The organism is Streptomyces sp. NPDC006197 (assembly GCF_040613865.1).
In the GTDB taxonomy this organism is placed as follows: domain Bacteria; phylum Actinomycetota; class Actinomycetes; order Streptomycetales; family Streptomycetaceae; genus Streptomyces.
Map to the genome: position 1 here is coordinate 1 of NZ_JBEXSZ010000045.1, position 21,527 is coordinate 21,527.

Below are 21,527 nucleotides of genomic sequence, written 5' to 3' on the forward strand. Positions count from 1 at the left end.
CGGGCAGCCGGGAGGGGTGCTCCTCCTCCAGGTGGAGGCAGACGTGCCCGGGGGTGTGGCCGGGCGTCCAGATCGCGCGCAGCCGCCGTCCGGCCCGCGACGAGGATCTTCGGGACGCCCATGAGCTCCGCGTCGGTGAACTTGACGCCCGGGGAGACGCCCGCGCGGTCGTCGACGAGGACGCGCAGACCGGCGGCGGCCAGCTTGTCGGAGACCTCCAGGGCCAGCTCGGTCTGGAGCGCCTTGCCGGCGGCGACGACGTGGACGTCGGCGGGGGCGACCTCGGCCGGCCAGCACAGGCCCTTCTCGTCGGCGGTCTGCTCGGCGAGGGCCGCGACCGCTCGGGAGACGCCGATGCCGTACGAGCCCATGGTCACGCGGACCGGCTTGCCGTTCTGGCCGAGGACGTCGAGCTTGAGGGCGTCGGCGTACTTGCGGCCCAGCTGGAAGATGTGGCCGATCTCGATGGCGCGGTCCAGCTTGAGGCCGGTGCCGCACTTGGGGCACGGGTCGCCCTCCTGGACGACGACGACGTCGACGTACTCGGAGACCTCGAAGTCACGGCCCGCGACGACGTTCTTCGCGTGCATGCCCTCCTTGTTGGCACCCGTGATCCACGCGGTGCCGGGCGCCACGCGCGGGTCGGCGAGGTAGGTGACCTTCTCCAGGCCCTGGGGGCCGACGTAGCCGCGGACGAGGTCGGCGCGCTGCGCGAAGTCCTCCTCCGTCACCAGCTCGACCGTGGCGGTCGGGCCGAAGTGCTCCTCGACCTTGTCCATGTCGACCTCGCGGTCGCCGGGGACGCCGATGGCGACGATCTCGCCGTCGACCTTCACCAGGAGGTTCTTCAGGGTCGCGGAGGCGGGCACGCCCAGCGAGGCGGCGAGCGTCTCGATGGTGGGGGTGTCGGGGGTCGGGATCTCCTCGGCGGCGGGGACCGCGGAGCCGTCGACCGGCTTCACCGCCTGGTACACCGCTTCCGTGTTCGCCGCGAAGTCGCAGTTCGGGCAGTCGGCGAAGGTGTCCTCGCCGGCCTCGGCGGGGGCGAGGAACTCCTCGGACTTCGAGCCGCCCATGGCGCCGGCGGTGGCGGCGACGATGCGGTAGTCGAGGCCGAGGCGCTCGAAGACGCGCTGGTAGGCCTGGCGGTGCAGGGCGTAGGACTGCGCGAGGCCCTCGTCCTCGGTGTCGAAGGAGTAGGAGTCCTTCATGAGGAACTCGCGGCCGCGCAGGATGCCGGCGCGGGGGCGGGCCTCGTCGCGGAACTTGGTCTGGATCTGGTACAGGATGACCGGCAGGTCCTTGTAGGACGAGCACTGGTCCTTGACCAGGAGGGTGAAGATCTCCTCGTGGGTGGGGCCGAGGAGGTAGTCGCCGCCCTTGCGGTCCTGGAGGCGGAAGAGCTCGGCGCCGTACTCGTCCCAGCGGCCGGTGGCCTCGTAGGGCTCGCGGGGCAGCAGCGCGGGCAGGGAGACCTCCTGGGCGCCGATGGCGTCCATCTCCTCGCGGACGATGCGCTCGACGTTGGAGAGGACCTTCTTGCCCAGGGGCAGCCAGCTCCAGATGCCGGCGGCGGTGCGGCGGACGTAGCCGGCGCGGACGAGGAGCTTGTGGCTGAGGACCTCGGCGTCCGCCGGGTCGTCGCGCAGCGTCTTCGCCATCAACTGGGACATGCGCTGGACCGGTGCGTTGGCCATGGTTCTCGTACTCCTGAAGGGACGGACAGTGATGGCCCCGAGGTTAACCGGGCCGCCCCTGGCAGGTGAAATCAGTTCCGGCGCTTGAGCGGCAGGGATGCGCCCATGACGGCGTACGGGCGGGGGGCGCTCGGGAAGTGGACCTGGCGGGCGAGGTCGACGTAGCCGAGGGCCCGGTAGAGGGCGCGGGCGGGGCTGTCGATGTCGATCGCGGAGAGGATGGAGCGCGGCTCCGCGGCGCCGTCGGTGATGGTGGTGATCAGCTCGCGGCCGACGCCCCGGCCCTGGAAGTCGGGGTGGACGTGGAGTTCGGTGATGACGAAGGAGTCGTCGAGCCAGTCGGCGGTGCCGGTGGCCCGCAGGTACGTCTCGACGACGGTGGACCACCAGTGGGTGCGGTCGTTGGGCATCCCGTACACGAAGCCGACGAGCCGTCCGTCGGGGGTGGTGGCCCCGTGGGCGCGGGCGCCGGGGCAGAGGAGGTGGCGCAGCACGATGTGGCGGCGTACGGCGACCTCGCCCGCGTCCAGGCCGAAGGCGACGGCCTGCACGGCGAGGGCCTCGTCCACCCGGGCGGCGAGATTGACCGGACCGATCTCGATCTCTGCGTCATCCATGCGGCGCACCCTACAAGTGCCCGCCCGTCTCAGGACAGCGCGTCAGAACAGGACGCTCATGAAGGCGCCGGTCTCGCGGAAGCCGACGCGGCGGTACGCGGCCCTCGCCGGGGTGTTGTAGTCGTTGACGTACAGGCTGACGACGGGGGCGACGTCGGCGAGGGCGTACTTGAGGACGGCGGCCATGCCCGTCTCGGAGAGGCCCTTGCCGCGGTGCTCGGGGGCGACCCAGACGCCCTGGATCTGGCAGGCCTGGCGGGTGGCGGCGCCGATCTCGGCCTTGAAGACGACCTTGCCGTCCTCGATGCGGGCGAAGGAGCGGCCGGAGCCGACGAGTTCGGCGACGCGGGCCTGGTAGAGCAGTCCGCCGTCGTTGGCAAGCGGGGAGATGCCGACCTCCTCGGTGAACATGGCCACGCAGGCGGGCATGATCACCTCCATCTCGTCCTTGCGGACGCGGCGGACCAGCGGATCGGGCGCGACCGTGGCGGAGGGCTCCTCGGCGACCATCAGCGGCTGGCGGGCCCTGACGTCCCTGGCGGGGCCCCAGCTGGGCTCCAGGAGCCGCCACAGTTCGCCGGTGGCCTCGGCGGGGCCGACGATCGAGGAGCAGCGGCGGCCGATCCTGCGGGCCCGGTCGGCGAAGGCGCGGACGGCCTGGGGGGTGGCGCAGACGGGGACCAGGTTGGCGCCGGAGTAGCAGAGCGAGCGCAGTCTGCCCTCGGTGTACCAGCCCCACATCTCGCCGCCGAGGCGCCAGGGATCGAGTCCGGCGACCTGGACGCGGGCGGTCACGAAGGCGTTCTCGACGGGGGCGCTCTCCAGGACGGCGAGGGCGGCGCCGAGGTCGGCGGGTTCGAGGACCCGAGTGGTGGTCTCTGTCAGCACGAGGGGGCCTCACGGGACGGATCTGCTGGTCTCCGCACTGTACCCCCGTGTCCTGGGGCGGGTCCCGTCACGCCCGTGAAGCCCCTCCGCCGGGCAGGGCGGAAGGGCTTCACGAGTGGTTCCGGGACGGGTCAGCCGGCGATGGCGACCGTCGGCTCGCCGCTGGCGACGCCGTCCTTCTCCATCTGCTCAGCGATCTTGAGGGCCTCTTCGATGAGGGTCTCGACGATCTTCGACTCGGGGACGGTCTTGATGACCTCGCCCTTGACGAAGATCTGGCCCTTGCCGTTGCCGGAGGCGACGCCGAGGTCGGCCTCGCGGGCCTCGCCGGGGCCGTTGACGACGCAGCCCATGACGGCGACGCGCAGGGGGACGGTCATGCCGTCGAGGCCGGCGGTGACCTCCTCGGCGAGCTTGTAGACGTCGACCTGGGCACGGCCGCAGGACGGGCAGGAGACGATCTCCAGACGGCGCTGGCGCAGGTTGAGCGACTCCAGGATCTGGATGCCGACCTTGATCTCCTCGGCCGGCGGCGCGGAGAGCGAGACGCGGATGGTGTCGCCGATGCCCTGGGAGAGCAGGGCGCCGAAGGCGACGGCCGACTTGATGGTGCCCTGGAAGGCCGGGCCCGCCTCGGTGACGCCGAGGTGCAGCGGGTAGTCGCACTGGGCGGCGAGCTGGCGGTAGGCCTCGACCATGACGACCGGGTCGTTGTGCTTGACCGAGATCTTGATGTCGCGGAAGTCGTGCTCCTCGAAGAGGGAGGCCTCCCAGAGGGCGGACTCGACGAGCGCCTCGGGGGTGGCCTTGCCGTACTTCTTCAGGAGGCGGGCGTCGAGCGAACCGGCGTTGACGCCGATGCGGATCGGGGTGCCCGCGTCCTTCGCGGCCCTGGCGATCTCCTTGACCTTGTCGTCGAACTGCTTGATGTTGCCCGGGTTGACGCGGACGGCGGCGCAGCCCGCGTCGATCGCGGCGAAGACGTACTTCGGCTGGAAGTGGATGTCGGCGATGACCGGAATGGAGGACTTCCGGGCGATCGTGGCGAGCGCGTCGGCGTCGTCCTGGGTGGGGCAGGCCACGCGGACGATCTGGCAGCCGGTGGCGGTCAGCTCGGCGATCTGCTGGAGCGTGGCTCCGATGTCGGAGGTGCGGGTCGTCGTCATCGACTGGACGGAGACGGGCGCGTCACCGCCGACGGCCACGCTGCCGACCTGGATCTGGCGGCTCTTGCGCCGCTCGGCGAGCCGGGTCGGAACGGTCGGGATACCGAGAGAAATCGCGGTCATCTGAAGTGCAACCTCAAGGTTGTGCGTCGGCGGGCTCAGGGTTCCGAGGTTACCGCCCCGGGGGCGGGGGGCCGGACACCACCGGGTGCGGCCCCCTGGGAACTACGTCAGTTTCACCGGGTTGACGATGTCGGCGGCGAGGACGAGCAGCGTGAAGCAGACGAAGACGCCGGCCACCACGTAGGCGGCGGGCATCAGCTTGGCCACGTCGAACGGGCCGGGGTCGGGGCGCTTGAAGATCCGGGCCGCGTGGCGGCGGACGGACTCCCACAGGGCGCCCGCGATGTGACCGCCGTCGAGCGGCAGCAGCGGGAGCATGTTGAACAGGAACAGCGAGACGTTGAAGTACACGAGCAGGCTCATGAAGTTGACGAGGATCGTCGTCTTCGGGGCCTCGATGGTCATCAGCTCGCCGGTGATGCGGGCGGCGCCCAGGACGCCGACGGGCGAGTCCTCGGCGCGCTTGCCGTCGCCGAAGGTGGCGTCCCAGAGGCCGGGGATCTTGCCGGGCAGGGCGATGACCGAGTGGACGCCGTTCTCCACGAGGTCGGTCATCCGCTCCGTGGTCTCGCCGAAGCTGAGCGGCGCGACCACGGACTTCGGCTGGAAGCCGAGGTAGCCGGCCTTGACGTACGCGACCGGCCGGACGACGTTGCCGTGGGAGTCCTTCTTCTCGACCTCGTTGGAGACGAGGGTGGGGTGCAGGTCGATCCGCTGCCCGTCCCGCTCGACGGTGAGCGTGGCGGGGCCGATGGCGGCGGCGCGGATGCTGTCGGAGAGGGCGTCCCAGTCGTCCACCGCCTTGCCGTTCAGGGCGAGGATCTTGTCCCCGTTCCTGAGGCCGGCCGCGAACGCCGGGGAGACGGGGTCCCCCGCCGCGCACTTCTGCCGCTTATCGCTGAGCTTGATGACGCACTTCTGGACGCCCGCGACCTCGGTCGTCGGCCCCTGGACGCCCAGCGTCATCATCGAGCCGAAGAACAGCACCGCCGCCAGGACCAGGTTCATGAACGGTCCGGCGAACATCACGATCACGCGCTTCCACGGCTTGCGCGTGTAGAACAGCCGCGTCTCGTCGCCCGGCTGGATCTCCTCGTACGAGGCCTCGCGGGCGTCCTCGATCATCGAGCGCCAGGGCGAGGTGGAGCGGGCCTCGATCCTGCCGTCCTTGCCCGGCGGGAACATGCCGATCATGCGGATGTAGCCGCCGGCCGGGATGGCCTTGAGGCCGTACTCGGTGTCGCCGCGCTTCTTCGACCAGATCGTGGGGCCGAAGCCGACCATGTACTGCGGCACGCGGATGCCGAAGAGCTTGGCCGTGGAGAGGTGGCCGAGCTCGTGCCACGCGATGGAGACGAGGAGGCCGAGGGCGAACAGCACGATGCCCAGGGCGTACAGGAGCATTTCGGTCATGCGCGGGCCTCCGCTGTTGCCTTCGCTGCGAGCTCTCGGGCCCGGGCCCGTGCCCAGGTCTCCGCTTCGAGGACGTCCGACACCGTGAGCGAGGTTCCCCGAGTGGGATTTCCGTGCTCGGTGACGACCGCGGTGACCGTGTCCATGATGCCGTTGAACGGCAGCCGTCCGGCGAGGAACGCCTCGACGCACTCCTCGTTCGCGGCGTTGAAGACGGCGGGGGCGGTGCCGCCCAGCTCGCCCACGTGCCGGGCCAGGCCGACGGAGGGGAAGGCCTCGGTGTCGAGCGGGAAGAACTCCCAGGTGGAGGCCTTGGACCAGTCGAAGGCGGGGGCCGCGTCCGGGACCCGCTCGGGCCAGCCGATGCCGATGGCGATCGGGCCGCGCATGTCCGGCGGGGTGGCCTGGGCGAGCGTGGAGCCGTCCGTGAACTCGACCATCGAGTGGACGTACGACTGCGGGTGGACGACGACCTCGATGCGGTCGAAGGGGATGTCGTAGAGCAGGTGGGCCTCGATGACCTCCAGGCCCTTGTTCACCAGGGTCGCGCTGTTGACCGTGATCACCGGGCCCATGGCCCAGGTGGGGTGGGCGAGCGCGTCCTCGCGGGTGACGTCGGCCAGCTGCTCCCTGGTCCGGCCGCGGAAGGGGCCGCCGGAGGCCGTGACGACCAGCTTGCGGACGTCGGCGCGGGTGCCGGCGGCGAGCGCCTGGAAGAGGGCCGCGTGCTCGGAGTCGACCGGGATGATCTGGCCCGGCTTGGCGAGCGCCTTCACCAGGGGGCCGCCGACGATCAGCGACTCCTTGTTGGCGAGGGCGAGGGTGCGGCCCGCTTCGAGGGCGGCGAGGGTCGGCGCGAGGCCAATGGAGCCGGTGATGCCGTTGAGGACGGTGTGGCACGGCGACGCGGCCAGCTGCGCGGCGGCGTCCGGCCCCGCGAGGAGCTCGGGCAGGGGCTCGGAGCCGTACAGCGCCTTCAGCGCCTCCCGCAGCTCGGGCAGCGCCTCCTCGCGGGCCACGGCGACCGCGGCGACCCCGAGCCGGTGCGCCTGCTCGGCGAGCAGGCCGATCCGGCCGCCGGAGGCGGCCAGGGCGGTGACCCGGAAACGGTCGGGGTTGCGCAGCACCAGGTCGATGGCCTGCGTGCCGATGGACCCGGTCGAGCCGAGGACGACGATGTCCCGGCGTCCTGCGTCTGCATCCACGGGGGAGAAGACGCTGTGCGGGTCGGCGAGAGGAGAGGGGCGGTCGCTCATGCCCCCCATTCTTGCCGCAAAGACCGCGCGGTCTTCACGGGGTGTGGACGAACGCGTCGAAGGCCCGGTGGAAGTCGGGGAAGGTCTTCTTCACGCAGCCGGGGTCGTCGAAGGTGATCCCGGGGGTGCGCAGCGCGGTGACCGCGAAGGACATGACGATCCGGTGGTCGCCGTGGGTGGCGATCTCGACGGGCCCGGCGGGGGTCCCGGGCTGGATCTCGATCCAGTCGGGGCCGGTGGTGACGGTGACGCCGAGGCGGCGGAGGTTCTCGGCGCAGGCGTCGAGCCGGTCGCACTCCTTGACCCGGGTGTTGGCGACGTCCTCGATGCGGACGGGCCCGTCGGCGAACGGCGCGATCGCGGCGAGGGTCGGCATCGTGTCCGAGATGTCCCGCATGTTGATGGTGAGACCGCGCAGGGTGCCGGTGGAGCGGACGGTGGTGGCGGTGTCGGTGACCTCGACGTCGGCGCCCATGCGGCGCAGCACGTCGACGAAGGCCAGATCGCCCTGGAGGGCGCCGGTCCCGAGGCCGGGGACGGTGACGGAACGGCCCGGTTGGAGGGCGGCCGCGGCGAAGAAGTAGCTGGCGGTGGAGGCGTCGGGCTCGATGCCGTACGTCCGGGCGCGGTAGCCGGTGGGGGCGACCCGGTAGGTGCGGCCTTCCTGCCGGACCTCGGCCCCGAAGGCCCGCATCATCGCCAGGGTGATCTCGACGTACGGCTCCGAGACCAGGTCCGTGACGGTGACGTCGAGGCCCTCGGCCGTGAGCGGGCCCAGCATGAGCAGGGCGGTCAGGTACTGGGAGGACTGCCCGGCGTCGAGGGTGAGCGCGCCGCCCTTCACGCCGGCGGCGTGGACGCTGAGCGGGTGATGGCCCTCCCTGTCGCCGTGCCGCAGATCGACGCCCAGGGTGCGCAACGCGGTCGTCAGAGGGGCGAGGGGGCGTCGTCGCATCTGCGCCGAGGCGTCGAAGCGGTACGTGCCGTGGCCCGCGGCCGCGAGGGTCGGCAGGAAGCGGGCGGTCGTGGCGCCGTCCCGGCAGTACACGTCGGCCTCTTCCGCGCCCGGCCCGGCGGGGCGGCCCTCGATGTGCCAGGCGTCCGGCTCGCGGCGGACGCCGTAGCCGAGGGCGGCGAGGCCCTCGGCGAAACCCTCGGTGTCGTCGGAGACGAGCGGGCGCAGGAGGGTGGTGGTGCCCTCCGCGGCGGCGGCGAGGAAGAGCGCGCGGGCGGTGACGGACTTGGAGCCGGGGATGTCGATGACGGTCACGGGGCCATCCTGCCGCGACCTGCGGCGCGGGGGCGGGGCGGTCCGCCACGTGGACCCTCCGGGCCCGCGCCTGGCGGGGCGCCGCACCGGCGGGCTCACGCGGGGGCCCGGGCGCCGCGTCCGAGGGGTGGTCCCGGAGACCGGGGCGCGGTCACAGCAATCGGTCGACCAGCCCGTCGGTGTAGTCCCGGGTGAGCGGCCCCATGCCGAACAGGACGCGGATGTACATCGGGGCCAGGACGTGGTCCAGCACTTCGAGCGCGTCGGGTGCGGCCTCACCGCGTTCGCGGGCGCGATCGAGCACGGACTGCAGTTGCCGGGTGCGTTCGGCGCGGAGGTCGGCGCCGGCCCGCAGTCCCTGCCGACCGCTGTTGGACAGGGCGACGGCGAGGTGCAGCACCGCCGGGCCGTCGGGTCCGGTGATCTCGCGGGCCACTTGGGCCGCGTAAGTGCGCAGGTCGTCGGCGAGGCTCCCGGTGTCGGGCATCGGCGACCGCGCGTTGAGACGGGTGAGCGCCACGTCGGTGAGCAGGGTCTCCAGGTTCCCCCACCGGCGGTAGATGCTGCTGTCGGCCACGCCCGCGCGGGCCGCGACCTCTCGGACGGTGAAGTTGCCGTAGCCGCGCTCGCCGATCAGGTCGGTGACGGCCTGGTGCACCTCCGCGCCGACGCGGGCGCTGCGTCCGCCGGGCCGCCGGGCTCGCTGTCGCTCGTTCATGCCCCCACCTTAACGCAGTCATGACTTGCGTTTACGGAGCGACCCTCCCTACAGTCGCTTAACGCAGTCATCGACTGCGTTAGAGCGCTCAGACGCATCGCCACCCGCGTCGACCGCGTCCGGGCGTCACCAACGGCTGAGAGGAATCCCCATGACTGCGTCGCGTGCGGCCTCGGGCGGTCGACCGAACCGGGCCGTGCTGCTCGCGGTGACCTGCCTGGGCCAGTTCATGGTCCTGCTCGACAACACGGTCGTCGGAGCGGCGCTGCCCGACATGCAGCACCGGCTGCACACCCGGTTGACCGGTCTGCAGTGGATCGTCGACGCGTACGTCCTGCTGGTCGCCATGCTGCTGCTGTCCGGCGGTGTCTTCGCCGACCGGTTCGGCCGCAAGCGGGTGTACCTGACCGGCGTGGCGGTGTTCACCGCGGCATCGGTGCTGTGCAGCCTCGCGCCCTCGCTCGGCTGGCTGGTCGTCGGCCGGGTGCTGCAGGGCGTCGGGGCCGCGGCACTGAGCCCCGCCTCGCTCGCCCTGCTCACCGCCGCCCATCCCGTGCCGCAGGAACGACTCAGGGCGATCGGGCTGTGGGCCGGATTCAGCGGAATCGGTCTGGCCGCGGGCCCCGTGGCCGGCGGCGTGCTGACGGACGCCTTCGGCTGGCCCGCCATCTTCCTGGTGAACCTGCCCATCGGCGTGGTCCTTCTGCTGGCCGGCCTGCGCTGCCTCGAAGAGACCCGCAATCCGAGCGCCCCCGCGATCGACGTGCCGGGCACGGTGCTGTCCGTTCTGGGGGTGGGGGTGCTGACGTACGGGCTGATCGAGGGGGGTGCCCGCGGCTGGACGTCGCCGGTGATCCTGGGCGCCCTCACCGCCGCGGTGGTCCTCCTCGCCGCCTTCGTCGCCGTCGAAGCGCGTCGTCCCGCCCCGATGCTGCCGCTGCGGCTGTTCCGGCAGCGGCTGTTCACCGTGTCCAACACCGCCATGGTCGTGGTGGGGTTCGCGCTCATGGGTTCGTCGTTCTTCTTCTCCCAGTTCTTCGTGTACGTGCAGGGCAGCTCGATCCTGCGCGCCGGCCTGCAGACCTTGCCGATGTCCCTCGCCATGGTGATCGTCAGCCCGTACGCGGGCCGGCTCGCCGCCCGGTACGGCTTCCGGGTCGTGGTCACCGTCGGCCTGGCCCTGGCCGGCCTGGGACTGCTCGCGCTGGGCACGGTGCACGCGGACACCGGCTACGGGAACGTGTGGTGGCGGCTGGGAGTCGTCGGCATCGGCTTCGCCCTGACCATGTCCCCGCTGACGGGAGCGGCCGTCCAAGCGGTCGGCCCACAGGAAGGCGGCCTCGCCTCCGGCATCAGCAGTACCACCCGGCAGATCGGCGCGGTGCTGGGCGTGGCGGTACTGGGATCCGTCGTCCGCACCCGGCAGTCCGGCGGCGCCTCCTTCGAGGCCGGCCTCGACAGCGCCTTCGTCGCGGCCGGCGCCGTCACCTTGGCCACCGCCGTGTTCACCGGCCTGTGGTTGGCGAGGTCCAGGTCCGCGGAAGGCTCCGCGGCGCCGGAACGTCCCACCGCTCCAGTGGCGACCCCCACGTCGAACGACGCGTCCCTGAAGAGTCGTTGACGTCTCGCCAGGACCGTGGGCGAGTACACCTCCTGCGGCGGCCCCGACGGCGCGCTGTGGACCGCGCTGGAGATCGGCGCACCCGCCCGCGACGGTGCGCAAGGCGGTCGACGGGACATCGGCCGTGACCGACGGACCCGCGCACGTCGGCGAGGAGACCCTCGGCGGCTGGTTCATCGTCGACGCGGCCGACCGCGAGGAGGCCGTCGAGCCGGCCAGGGGCCTCCCCGCCCCGGTGGGGCGGAGGGCGTGACGGACGGTCAGGGGAGGCGGCGGTGGACGTTCTCCTTCCGGGACGGGCCCGGGGGCGCGTCCGCGATCCAGGGCCCCTCGCCGCTCGGGTCGACGACGCCCGACTCCAGCCAGACGTACCGCCCCGCGAGCACCGCGTCGACGATCCGCCGGTCGAGGTCGTCCGTGTTGGACCAGAGGCGGGTGAAGAGTTCGTCGGTGCGGAGGCGGGCCTGCCGGCAGAAGGCGTCGGCGAGTTGGTACGCCTCACGGCCGTGGTCCGTCGTGGTGCGGAGGAGCTCGGCCCGGACGCACGCCGCGCTCATCGCGAAGAGTTCCGCGCCGATGTCGACGATCCGCCCGAGGAAGGCCTGCTTGAGCTCCATGCGGCCCTGCCAGCGGGACATCGCGTAGAAGGTGGAGCGGGCGAGCTTGCGGGAGGTCCGCTCGACGTACCGGAGGTGGCCCGCGAGGGCGCCGAACTCCCCGTACGAACCGGGGAGCTGTCCGGCACCGGTGACCAGCCCCGGGAGCCAGCGGGCGTAGAAGCCGCCCGCCCGGGCGCCGGCCCTCGCCTTGTCCCCCCACGACTTCTCGGGGTCGATGAGGTCGCCGGCGACGGAGAGGTGCGCGTCGACGGCCTCGCGGGCGATCAGCAGGTGCATGATCTCCGTCGAGCCCTCGAAGATGCGGTTGATACGGAGGTCGCGGAGCAACTGCTCGGCGGGGACCGCCCGTTCGCCGCGGGCGGCGAGGGAGTCGGCGGTCTCGTAGCCGCGGCCGCCCCGGATCTGGACGAGTTCGTCGGCGATGAGCCAGGCCTTCTCGGAGCCGTACAGCTTGGCGAGGGCGGCCTCGATGCGGATGTCGTTGCGGTCCTCGTCGGCCATCTGGGAGGCGAGGTCGACGACGGCCTCCAGGGCGAAGGCGGTGGCCGCGATGAAGGAGATCTTGGTGCCGACGGCCTCGTGGCGGCCGACGGGCCTGCCCCACTGCTCGCGGACGCCGGACCATTCGCGGGCGATCTTCAGGCACCATTTGGCGGCGCCCGCGCAGGCGGCGGGGAGGGAGAGCCGGCCGGTGTTGAGGGTGGTGAGGGCGATCTTGAGGCCGGCGCCCTCGGGGCCGATGCGGTTGCCGGCGGGGACGCGGACGCGGTGGAAGCGGGTGACGCCGTTCTCCAGGCCGCGCAGGCCCATGAAGGCGTTGCGGTGCTCGACGGTGATGCCGGGCGCGTCGGCCTCGACGACGAAGGCGGTGATGCCGCCGGGGTGCCCTTCGGAGGCGGGGACGCGGGCCATGACGACGAGGAGGTCGGCGACGACGCCGTTGGTGGTCCACAGCTTCACGCCGTCGAGGACGTAGTCGTCCCCGTCCGGTACGGCGGTGGTGGCGAGGCGGGCCGGGTCGGAGCCGACGTCGGGCTCGGTGAGCAGGAAGGCGGAGAGGTCGGTGCGGGCGAGCCGGGGCAGGAAGGCGTCCTTCTGCTCCCGGGTGCCGAAGAGTTTCAGCGGCTGCGGTACGCCGATCGACTGATGCGCGGAGAGCAGGGCGCCGACAGCGGGGCTGGCGGAGCCCACGAGGGCGAGGGCGCGGTTGTAGTACAGCTGGGTGAGGCCGAGCCCGCCGTACTTCGGGTCGATCTTCATCCCGAGGGCGCCGATCTCCTTGAGTCCGGTGATCGTCTCGTCGGGGATGCGGGCCTCGCGTTCGATGCGGGCGCCGTCGATCCGGGTCTCGCAGAAGTCGCGGAGGACGGCGAGGAAGGCCTCGCCGCGCCGGACGTCCTCGGCGGCGGGGAGCGGGTGCGGGTGGACGAGGTCGAGGCGGAACCGGCCGAGGAACAGCTCCTTCGCGAAGCTCGGCCTGTGCCAGTGCTGCTCGCGCGCGGCCTCGGCGACCTGCCGGGCCTCGCGCTCGGTGACCTTGGGCCGCTGCGTGGGTGCGGACATGGACGCCTCCTTGGGCTCCTGTCCGTCGTACCCGATACCGGCGGGTCCGGAAAGAGGAGGCGATCCTTCCGGGTATGTCCTCCTGGTGAGACGCTCCGCCCGTACGGGACGGCCGCGCGTAGGGTCCGCGGCATGTCTCAGCCGATCAAGCTCGTCGTCCTCGTCGCCACGCTGCCCGGCCGGGGCGCGGAACAAGTCGCCGCCTTCGAGGCGCTCGCGCCCCTGGTACGGGCGGAGGACGGCTGCCTGCAGTACGACCTCCACCGGGTGGCCGACGATCCCGACCGCTTCGCCCTGATCGAGCGCTGGGCCTCGGCCGAGGCGCTGGCCGCGCACGACGTCGCCCCGCACATGGTCGCGGCCGACGCCGCGAACAAGGCGTTCCGCGCGGGGCCCGCCGAGGTCGTCCGTCTGGTGGACGCCCCCGTCGCATGAGGAACATGAGAAAGGCGGCCCGAGCCCCCGCACAGTGGGCTCGGACCGCCTGATCCGGGTGGGGCGGTACCCCTTAGAGGGCGAGGCCCGTCAGGACGAGCACGCGCTCGTAGGTGTAGTCGTCCATGGCGTACTTGACGCCCTCGCGGCCGACGCCGGAGCGCTTGGCGCCGCCGTACGGCATCTGGTCGGCGCGGTACGAGGGGACGTCGCCGACGATCACGCCGCCGACCTCCAGCGCGCGGTGGGCGCGGAAGGCGGTCTGCAGGTCGTGGGTGAAGACACCGGCCTGGAGGCCGAAGTCCGAGTCGTTGACCGCGGCGAAGGCCTCGGCCTCGCCGTCGACCTTGGCGATGGTCAGGACCGGGCCGAAGACCTCGGCGCGGGCCAGCGTGACGTCGGCCGGGAGGTCGGTGAGGACGGTCGGGGCGTAGGTCGCGCCCTCGCGCTTGCCACCGGCGAGGAGCTTGGCGCCGGCCGCGACGGCCTCGTCGACCCAGGACTCGACGCGCTGGGCGGCGGCCTCGTCGACCAGCGGGCCGACGTCGGTGGCGTCGTCCGCCGGGTCGCCGGTGACCTGCGCCTCGACGGCGGCGACGATCTTCGGCACCAGGCGGTCGTAGACCGAGGCGTCGGCGATCACGCGCTGCACGGAGATGCAGGACTGGCCGCCCTGGTAGTTGGAGAAGGTCGCGATGCGGCTCGCGGCCCAGTCCAGGTCGGCCTCGGAGGACCAGTCGGGCAGGACGACGGCCGCGGCGTTGCCGCCGAGCTCCAGGGTGCAGTGCTTGTGGGGCACCGACTGCTGGATGGCGTAGCCGACCTTGTCGGAGCCGGTGAAGGAGATGACCGGGAGGCGCTCGTCCTGGACGAGGGCGGGCATGCGGTCGTTCGGCACGGTCAGGATCGACCAGGAGCCGGCCGGCAGGTCGGTCTCGGCCAGGATCTCGCCCAGGATCAGGGAGGAGATCGGCGTCGACGGGGCCGGCTTGAGGATGATGGGGGCGCCGACGGCGATGGCCGGGGCGACCTTGTGGGCGCTGAGGTTCAGCGGGAAGTTGAACGGCGCGATGCCGAGGACGACGCCCTTGGGGATGCGGCGGGTCAGGGCGAGGCGGCCCGCGCCGCCGGCCTCGGTGTCCAGGCGCTGGGCCTCGCCGGCGTTCCAGCGGCGGGCCTCCTCGGCGGCGAAACGGAAGACGGAGACGGCGCGGCCGACCTCACCGCGGGCCCACTTGATGGGCTTGCCGTTCTCGGCGGAGATCAGCTGGGCGATCTCCTCGGTGCGCTCGGCGAGCCGCTTCGACACGTGGTCGAGGGCGGCGGCGCGGACGTGCGCCGGGGTCGCGGCGAACTCGTCGACGACGGCGTGCGCGGCGGCGACGGCCTCCTCGACCTGGGCCTCGGTGGGCACGCTGACCTTGCCGACCAGACGTCCGTCGTACGAGTTCGTGACGTCGAAGGTGGCGTCGCCGGTGGCCTCGCGGCCGGCGAGCCAGAAGGCGTGGGTGGTCGTCATTGCGTCCCGGCCCTTTCCGTTTCGGGGTGCGAGCGGTTGCTCTGGTGACACCGTAGGGCCGGGACGGCGGGCGCGGGCTTGTCCGGTATGGAGTAGTGGGGGTGGCGGCTCTGTCCGCTTCGGCCGAAGCGGGGTCGCCGGCGTCCGCTCCTGCCGGGGTCACCGGCGTCCGTACGCCGGGAGGGGCCGCTCGCCGCCCCGGCGCACGGCGATGACGCCGTCCTCGTACGGGAACATGTCCCCGAGTTCGTCGGCGTGGCCCACCACGTGGTCGCGGAAGGCTCGGTCTCGTCCCGTCCCGGTTCGTCATGCGGCCCCCGGCCCTGATGCGGCGCTTCGAGAACGCTTCAGGGCAGGGGACGGGTGATCATCCGCGTCGCTCGGTCGAGACGATCAGGCAGACCCCGCCGACGACGATCGCGCCGCCGAGGAGGATCGGCCAGGTCAGGGCCTCGTTCAGGACGAGGGCGCCGAGCAGGACGGCGACGACCGGGTTCACGTAGGCGTAGGTGGCGGCGAGGGAGACCGGCGCGGTCTGGAGGAGCCAGGCGTACGCGGTGAAGGCGACGAGCGAGCCGAAGACGATCAGGTACGCGAGGGCGGCCCAGGAGCGGCCGGAGACGGCGCCCAGGTCGAGGCCGTGGTGCTCGCCGCGCAGGAGACCGAGGGTGAGCGCGGCGAGGCCGCCGGCCAGCATCTCGTACGCGCTCGCCGTGAAGGGGTTGGCGGGCATGGGCAGCCGGGCGGAGGAGACGGAGCCGACGGACCACAGCAGGGCCGCGACGAGGACGAGCAGGACGCCGCCGATCTTCACCTCGCCGCTGAGGCCGGGGACGGTGAGGACGCCGAGGCCGGCGAAGCCGAGCAGGACGCCGCCGTAGGCGCCGGGGCCGGGGCGGTCGCCGAAGACCGTGCGGAGCAGGACGACCCAGACGGGGACGGCGGCGACGAGGAGGGCGGCGAGGCCGGAGGGGATGGAGGTCTCGGCGAGGACGACGAGGCCGTTGCCGCCGAGGATCAGGAGCAGGCCGACGAGGACGGCGGAGCCGAGTTCCCGGCGGGTGACCCTGAGGGCGGCGGGGCCCTGCCGCCAGGCGACGATCGCGGCGAGGATCAGGCCGGCGGTGACGAAGCGGGCGCCGCCGGAGAGGAACGGCGGGAGGGTCTCGACGACGATCCGGATCCCGAGGTACGTGGACCCCCAGACGACGTACACGATGCCGAGCGCGGCCCAGACGGCGCCGGTGATCCGGCGGGCGGGGGCGGGGGCGGCGGTACGGGGTCCGGGGGCGGCCGGACGGGTCTCGGGGGCCGGGTCGACGGCGGGGCTTGTCATGAGCAGGAGAGTAGGGAGCGGGGGCCCGGACAGCCAATAAAACTGCCCGAATCCGGGCAGGACTAGCGGAATTCGGACGGCGGAGAGCCTCCCGGAGGCGTTGCGGAGGGGTGGGAGGATGTCCGGGACCGCATGACCTCAGGGGGTAAGCATGATCCTTTACGTACTGATCGGCGTCCTGGCCCTCGCCGTCGCGGGCTGCGCCTCCGTGGTCTGGGCGGCACGCGGCGGCCCCCGCTGGGTCCGCGCGATCGCCACCGTCACCCTGCTGGGCGGCGAGGTGGTCCGCGACGGACAGCGCCGGAGCGTGCGCGGCGGCGGGGGCGACGACGGCGGCTCGGACTAGGACCTGTCCGGCGCGCCGTGGCGTGATCTCCCGGAGCGATACGGCCCGTGGGACCGACCGGCTCAAGCGCCACCGCGCGGTGGCGACGAGATGCGACGGGCTCGCCGTTCGCCACGAGGCGACCGTGCCGGTCGCGGCCATCGGCGAACGGCTGTGACCAGCACCTTCACGCCAGCCCCCGGGTGAGGTTGTCGGTGACGCGCTGGAGCACGGAGACCGCGGTCGCGTACTCCTCCTCCGTGATGTCGCCGAGGAGGTCCGCGCGCACCCGGTCCATGTGTTCCTTCGCCGTCGCCAGGCCCTCGCGGCCCTGCTCCGTGAGGGTCAGCCGGCCGTCCGTGCCGATGCCGAGCCAGCCCCGGTGCACGAGGGCATCGGCGGCGTGGACCATCACCTGGGCGCCCATGCCGTAGGGCACGGCCAGGGCGCGGATCTCCTCCATGGTGAGGCCGTGCTCGGCCCGGACGATGTTGTTGAGCGCCCACCACTGCGGCTGGGTCATGTCGATGCGCGCCAGGGCAGCCTGCGAGTGCCGCAGGATCGCCTCGGTGGCGCCCCAGGCGACCAGGGCGATGGGCCGCCGACCGAGCGTGGTGGTGCCGTTCTGCGGGGTGCTTGCGGTCGTCATGATCGCCAAGCTAGGACCTCGAGTGCGGTTGAGGTCAAGGCGGCGATCCCGGAGACCCCGGGAGCCCCGGGCTACTCCCCGCTCTCGCCCGTCGCCTTCAGGGCCAGCCACAGCTCCATCCGGACGTCCGGATCGTCCAGCGAGCGGCCGAGGATCTCCTCCACCCGGCGCATCCGGTAGCGCAGCGTGTGCCGGTGGACGCCCAGGTCCGCCGCCGCCGCGTCCCACTGGCCGTGCCGGGAGAGCCAGGCGCGCAGCGAGGCCACCAGATCGCCGCGGCCGGTCGCGTCGTGCTCCCGCAGCGCGCGCAGCATCCCGTCGGCGAAGGCGCGGACGGCGTCGTCGGCGAGGAGCGGAAGCACCGAGCCCGCCGCCAGGTCCTCGTGCTCGACGAGCGCCCTCCCCCGTCGCCGGGCGACCGAGAGGGCCTGCTCGGCCTGCTTGTACGCGGCTGCCGCGCCGCTCGGGCCCGCCGGGGCGGAGAGCCCGACCACCACGCCGGCGTCCTCGGCCTCCCGCTCCGCGTACCCCTCGCAGGCGGCGACGACCGCGCCGCCGTCCCCGGCGAGGACGACGAGCCGCTGCCCGCTCTCGGCGACGGTGAGCACCGCCTCGCCCGCGCGGGCGGCGGCGGCCTCCAGGGCCTCGGCGAGCACCGGCAGCGGCGGCTCCCCGGCCGGCTCTCCCCCGGCGGCCTCGGCGACGAGCAGCCGGTAGGGGGCGTCGAGCAGCCCTCCGTACAGGTCCCCGGCCACCGCGCGGGCGGGCTCCGGCTGGCCCGCGAGCATCAGGCGCAGCACCGCCGCGCCGAGCCGCTGCTCCGCCGCCTGGAGCGAGCGGGAACGTTCCGTCGTGAGGGTGAGCAGGGCGATCGCCGAGTGCACCGCGTACCGCTCGGCCGTGCCGAGGGGCGCGCCCGTGCCGACGGCGAGGGCGCCGCGCACCCGGCGCCCGGTGCCGAGCGACTGGAGCTCGACGCGGTCGTCCGTACCGCCGACGACCGCGCTGGCGGGCGCGGGCCGCTCGCGCAGCCGCTCCACGTCCGGGGTGAGCCGGGCGGCCCGGCGCGCCGCCCAGTCGGGCGAGACGGCGACGACGGTGCCGGAGGCGTCGTACAGCGCGGCCCAGCCGTCGACGTGCGCGGCGAGCCGGGCGACGACGGCCTCCGGGCCCTCGGCGAGCGCGGCGCGGGTCAGCTCGCGCTGGGCCTCGAAACCGGCCGTGACCGCCCGGTACTGGTCGGCGGAGATGGCCGCCGACACGGCCTTGCTGATGGCCAGGAACGGGGTCCTGCGCGGCACCTCCAGGAGCGGCAGGTGCTCCTCGCGCGCCGCGTCGAGCAGGGCCGGCGGGATCTCCTCGTAGTTGACGCCCACCGCGAAGCCGAGCCCGACCACCCCGGCGCCGAGCAGCCGCCGCACATAGCGGCGCATCGCCCCCAGGTCCTCCGCGTCGAGCGTGAGCGCGGTCGTGAGGAGGAGTTCGCCGCCCTCCATGTAGGGGACGGGGTCGGCGAGCTCGCTGACGTGGGCCCAGCGGACGGGGGTGTCGAGGCGGTCCTCACCCGCGCGGACGATGAGCTTGAGGGCGGAGTGCTGCACGAGCGAGGCGAGGGTGGGCGGCATTGGGGACCGTCGGACCTTTGAGCGAGGACCGCGCACGGGGGGAGCCGTGCACGGAAGCGGGGAGGCGCCGCTCAGCCGAGCGGCGCCCCCGATTGTGCCAGGGCCGCCGGGAGCCCGCTCGGGCGCGCGAGGGGTGAGACGGCTCAGCTGCGCAGGTCTACGAGGAGGGGCGGCATGTGCTCGCCGCGCACATTGCTGAGCGAGAGGACGGCATGGCCGGGCGGGACCGCGTGGGCGAGGTCGGAGGCCGACCACCGCTGCCGCTCCACCTCGCGCACCGTGACGGCCTCCGTAGTCACGGCTTTGCCGGTCACCAGTCGCCGCATGAAGTGCAGGGCCTTGGTCAGCGGCTCGTCCGAGATGATCTGCCGATTGGTGACGTCCCGGGTCTGCACCCATTCGGTGCCCCAGGTCTCGGCGAACCGTCCGCCGTCCGAGGAAGCGATCCCCGCGAACGCCATGCGACAGCCGACGGCCCCGAGCAGCGGCCCGCGCAGCCCCTCCGGCACGTCCTCCAGGCTGCGCAGCGCGAGGACGACACCGGCGTTGGCGGAGCGCAGCCTCTGCAGAGCCCGTACGGAGTCGCCCGTGACGGTGTGGGTGGCGTCGTCCAGAACCAAGCAGGCGAAGAGGGAACGGTCGCTGCGGGCAAGGGCGGCCTCTGTGAACTGGGCGAGCAGAAGCCGCGAAACGATCCGGGAGGCCTCGGCGTGGCCGCGCTCGGGCAGATCGACGCGGACACGGAGCGGGTGCTCGAGCGCCCGGAGCGAGAACTGCGGTCGCTCCGGCCCGTCGGCGCTGCCCTCGGTGCGGAAGAAGCCGGCGAAAGCGGGCCGGTCCAGGAAGGCGATGCGCTCGGCGAGCAGGACGCCGACTTCGTCGCCGCGTTCGGTCTGCCTCTGTCGTGCAGCCAGCTCTCGCAGCTGGGCGGGGTGGTCGGCGACAGCGGCCCGGAGCGCAGCGAGTGCCTCGGGTGCCTCGTCAAGCAGCTCTCGTAGCTCGGGCACACCGGGGAAGCGGCCGTACGCGGCAAGGAACGGCCCGATCAACTGGGCGAGCGCGGTGGCGGCTCGCCGGCTATCGACGACGAGGTCCCCCACCAGGGCCTCTGCAAGTACGCGGGCGGCCTCATCTGGATCGTCGGCGCCACCATAGAGGTCAAGGTCGTGGGTGGACCTGTGCTGGCCGACGGAGACGACGACGTCGAAGGCCTCGTCGGGGCCGAGCAGAGCGCCGCGGGCGGTGATGGCGACGACTGCGGCGCGGTTGGCGAGGGCCTGAAGACAGAGCGCCTCGACAGCGGGCCGCACCAGCCGCACGGTCTTCCCGGTCCCTGCGGGCCCGACGGCGAGCAGCGAGGTCCCGAGCACGCCCGGCTCCAGGGCCACGCCGGTGGTACGCCGCGCATAGGGATTGCGCTGATGGTCTGCGACGGTACCGATGAGAACCTGGCCGGTGGCGAGGTCGTGGGTGGCGGTACGGACCGGCAGGTCGCGCAGGCCCGAGGGGTGGCCACAGGCGGCGGCGCCCCGGGCGCGCACGGCCTCGTTGAAAGCGGCGAGGCGCTCCGGCCGCGTCCGCGCGCCCTGCCAGGCTCGGCGGATCCGGGCATAGTCGACGTCCCCGAGGACTCCCTGGCGAGTGGCCTCGGCGAGGCGCTCGGCCGCTTCGGTCAGTCCGGCGTCACGCAGGTCGGGCCAGTCGGCGGGGTCTGCGGCCGGTGGCGGCTGCGGGGCGTCGACAGCCAGCCCAAGGCGTCGACGTACGACGGGCCAGGTGCCCACACGCCCGACGGCCGCGACGACGGCCGCGGCCAGCAGCACGTAGTAGATGTTGAAGACCCACGTGAACCAGGTGACCGTGCGAGGCAGCTCGCGCCAGACTCCCGGCACGAGAACGAACAGCGGCCACACCGGCACGCCGTAGCGGTGCCAAACGTCGCGCCAGTTGCCGACCCTCCCAAAGCCAAGGGCCATGAGCCCGAGGACAACTCCATTCCAGAGATAGGTCGCGAACATGTACAGCTCAAACTGGGAGCTGTTGGTGTTTCGCCACTCATCGGGCAGCACCCAAAGCAGGGGGAGGACCCACCAGTCGTCGACGAAGATCCACCAGCCGTCGAGGTAGCCGTTCTTGAGCAGTGACCAGAGCAGCCATCCACAGAGGTAGGCGATCAAGGCGCCACTGATGAGTTTCCGCCCGGGCACCTGCTCAGGCTCCTCCTCCGGGCGGGGCCGGTGCGCAAGTCGCCAGACGCCGGGGGCGGCTGCAGGCCTGGGAATACGAAGCCATTCGGCGCTCCCTGTCCGAGACGGTGCATGGGCGGGCGATGGCGGTACGAAGGGCGGCCTCGGAGGCGGAGGGCCGGGAGGCATGGGCGGTGCACCGGCGGGCGGCGCCGCCGGGCGCGGGACCGCGCCCCCCCTGGTGTCGCGTGACTCGTACGTGCCGTCGGTCTCCATGAACCCCTGCCCCCTGACCAGCCAGGTCGCCGCGTCTGTGCCACCGTCAATCTAGTGGGCCCGGCGCCCCCCGGAGGGGATTCGACCACCCGTGCGGCCGAGGGGTGGCCGACTCGCGCGGAGGCGTGCCGCCGTGCGGAACCGGAGCCGTCATGTCCATCCCGGACAACGACACACCCGCGACCACTCCCGATCGGCGCATGCCTGACCCCCTCCCCCGCGCC

18 protein-coding genes are annotated in these 21,527 nt (G+C 72.8%); 4 read left to right on the forward strand and 14 right to left on the reverse strand.

Translation table 11 applies throughout. The features are described 5' to 3' along the window. From ABZ318_RS16510 to ABZ318_RS16545, 8 genes are all read right to left on the reverse strand, one after another. Positions 1-1,697: proline--tRNA ligase (locus tag ABZ318_RS16510; protein ID WP_356903153.1), on the reverse strand; the 1,697-nt coding region annotated here is incomplete at its 3' end. Between the two features lie 71 nt (positions 1,698-1,768). Continuing rightward, complete coding sequence (locus ABZ318_RS16515; protein ID WP_356903154.1) at positions 1,769-2,314, reverse strand: GNAT family N-acetyltransferase; 546 nt, start codon at positions 2,312-2,314, stop codon at positions 1,769-1,771. 42 nt (positions 2,315-2,356) lie between these two features. After that, positions 2,357-3,202: a GNAT family N-acetyltransferase gene (locus ABZ318_RS16520; RefSeq protein WP_356903155.1), complete on the reverse strand. Its 846-nt coding sequence runs from the start codon at positions 3,200-3,202 to the stop codon at positions 2,357-2,359. A gap of 131 nt (positions 3,203-3,333) precedes the next feature. Beyond that, positions 3,334-4,491 carry a flavodoxin-dependent (E)-4-hydroxy-3-methylbut-2-enyl-diphosphate synthase gene (gene ispG, locus ABZ318_RS16525; protein WP_356903156.1) on the reverse strand — a complete coding sequence of 386 codons (1,158 nt, stop codon included), beginning with the start codon at positions 4,489-4,491 and terminating at the stop codon, positions 3,334-3,336. A 102-nt stretch (positions 4,492-4,593) separates the two neighbouring features. Next, on the reverse strand, positions 4,594-5,904 hold the full coding sequence (locus tag ABZ318_RS16530; protein WP_356903157.1) for a site-2 protease family protein: 1,311 nt from the start codon (positions 5,902-5,904) through the stop codon (positions 4,594-4,596). After that, positions 5,901-7,160 carry a 1-deoxy-D-xylulose-5-phosphate reductoisomerase gene (gene dxr / locus ABZ318_RS16535; RefSeq protein WP_356903158.1) on the reverse strand — a complete coding sequence of 420 codons (1,260 nt, stop codon included), beginning with the start codon at positions 7,158-7,160 and terminating at the stop codon, positions 5,901-5,903. The genes ABZ318_RS16530 and dxr overlap by 4 nt, the downstream gene beginning before the upstream one ends. A 34-nt stretch (positions 7,161-7,194) precedes the next feature. After that, the gene (aroA, locus tag ABZ318_RS16540) at positions 7,195-8,430 is read right to left on the reverse strand and encodes a 3-phosphoshikimate 1-carboxyvinyltransferase (RefSeq protein WP_356903159.1); all 1,236 of its coding nucleotides are present in this window, start codon (positions 8,428-8,430) and stop codon (positions 7,195-7,197) included. Between the two features lie 151 nt (positions 8,431-8,581). Continuing rightward, on the reverse strand, positions 8,582-9,148 hold the full coding sequence (locus ABZ318_RS16545) for a TetR/AcrR family transcriptional regulator (protein WP_356903160.1): 567 nt from the start codon (positions 9,146-9,148) through the stop codon (positions 8,582-8,584). Between the two features lie 151 nt (positions 9,149-9,299). On the opposite strand from ABZ318_RS16545, the gene ABZ318_RS16550 reads away from it, so the two are divergent. Beyond that, a complete protein-coding gene (locus ABZ318_RS16550) occupies positions 9,300-10,769 on the forward strand; it encodes an MFS transporter (RefSeq protein ID WP_356903161.1) in 1,470 nt (489 codons plus the stop codon). Between the two features lie 124 nt (positions 10,770-10,893). Beyond that, positions 10,894-11,022 carry a hypothetical protein gene (locus tag ABZ318_RS16555; protein ID WP_356903163.1) on the forward strand — a complete coding sequence of 43 codons (129 nt, stop codon included), beginning with the start codon at positions 10,894-10,896 and terminating at the stop codon, positions 11,020-11,022. A 7-nt stretch (positions 11,023-11,029) separates the two neighbouring features. Here ABZ318_RS16555 and ABZ318_RS16560 read toward each other — a convergent pair whose 3' ends face one another. Beyond that, the gene (locus ABZ318_RS16560) at positions 11,030-12,952 is read right to left on the reverse strand and encodes an acyl-CoA dehydrogenase family protein (protein ID WP_356903164.1); all 1,923 of its coding nucleotides are present in this window, start codon (positions 12,950-12,952) and stop codon (positions 11,030-11,032) included. 132 nt (positions 12,953-13,084) lie between these two features. On the opposite strand from ABZ318_RS16560, the gene ABZ318_RS16565 reads away from it, so the two are divergent. After that, positions 13,085-13,387 carry a putative quinol monooxygenase gene (locus ABZ318_RS16565; protein WP_356903165.1) on the forward strand — a complete coding sequence of 101 codons (303 nt, stop codon included), beginning with the start codon at positions 13,085-13,087 and terminating at the stop codon, positions 13,385-13,387. 73 nt (positions 13,388-13,460) lie between these two features. Here ABZ318_RS16565 and ABZ318_RS16570 read toward each other — a convergent pair whose 3' ends face one another. Next, on the reverse strand, positions 13,461-14,906 hold the full coding sequence (locus tag ABZ318_RS16570) for an aldehyde dehydrogenase family protein (RefSeq protein WP_356903166.1): 1,446 nt from the start codon (positions 14,904-14,906) through the stop codon (positions 13,461-13,463). Between the two features lie 367 nt (positions 14,907-15,273). Next, positions 15,274-16,242: an EamA family transporter gene (locus ABZ318_RS16575; RefSeq protein WP_356903167.1), complete on the reverse strand. Its 969-nt coding sequence runs from the start codon at positions 16,240-16,242 to the stop codon at positions 15,274-15,276. Between the two features lie 151 nt (positions 16,243-16,393). Here ABZ318_RS16575 and ABZ318_RS16580 point away from each other — a divergent pair, with 151 nt between their 5' ends. Beyond that, on the forward strand, positions 16,394-16,588 hold the full coding sequence (locus ABZ318_RS16580) for a hypothetical protein (protein WP_356903168.1): 195 nt from the start codon (positions 16,394-16,396) through the stop codon (positions 16,586-16,588). A gap of 166 nt (positions 16,589-16,754) precedes the next feature. Here ABZ318_RS16580 and ABZ318_RS16585 read toward each other — a convergent pair whose 3' ends face one another. From ABZ318_RS16585 to ABZ318_RS16595, 3 genes are all read right to left on the reverse strand, one after another. Further along, positions 16,755-17,216 (reverse strand): MarR family transcriptional regulator, encoded by a 462-nt coding sequence (locus ABZ318_RS16585; RefSeq protein ID WP_356903169.1) that lies wholly within the window; start codon positions 17,214-17,216, stop codon positions 16,755-16,757. Positions 17,217-17,287: 71 nt separating this feature from the next. Beyond that, entirely contained in the window at positions 17,288-18,841 is a 1,554-nt protein-coding gene (locus ABZ318_RS16590) for a PucR family transcriptional regulator (RefSeq protein WP_356903170.1), read from the reverse strand. A 143-nt stretch (positions 18,842-18,984) separates the two neighbouring features. Further along, on the reverse strand, positions 18,985-21,216 hold the full coding sequence (locus ABZ318_RS16595; RefSeq protein WP_356903191.1) for an ATP/GTP-binding protein: 2,232 nt from the start codon (positions 21,214-21,216) through the stop codon (positions 18,985-18,987). Positions 21,217-21,527: the final 311 nt, after the last annotated feature.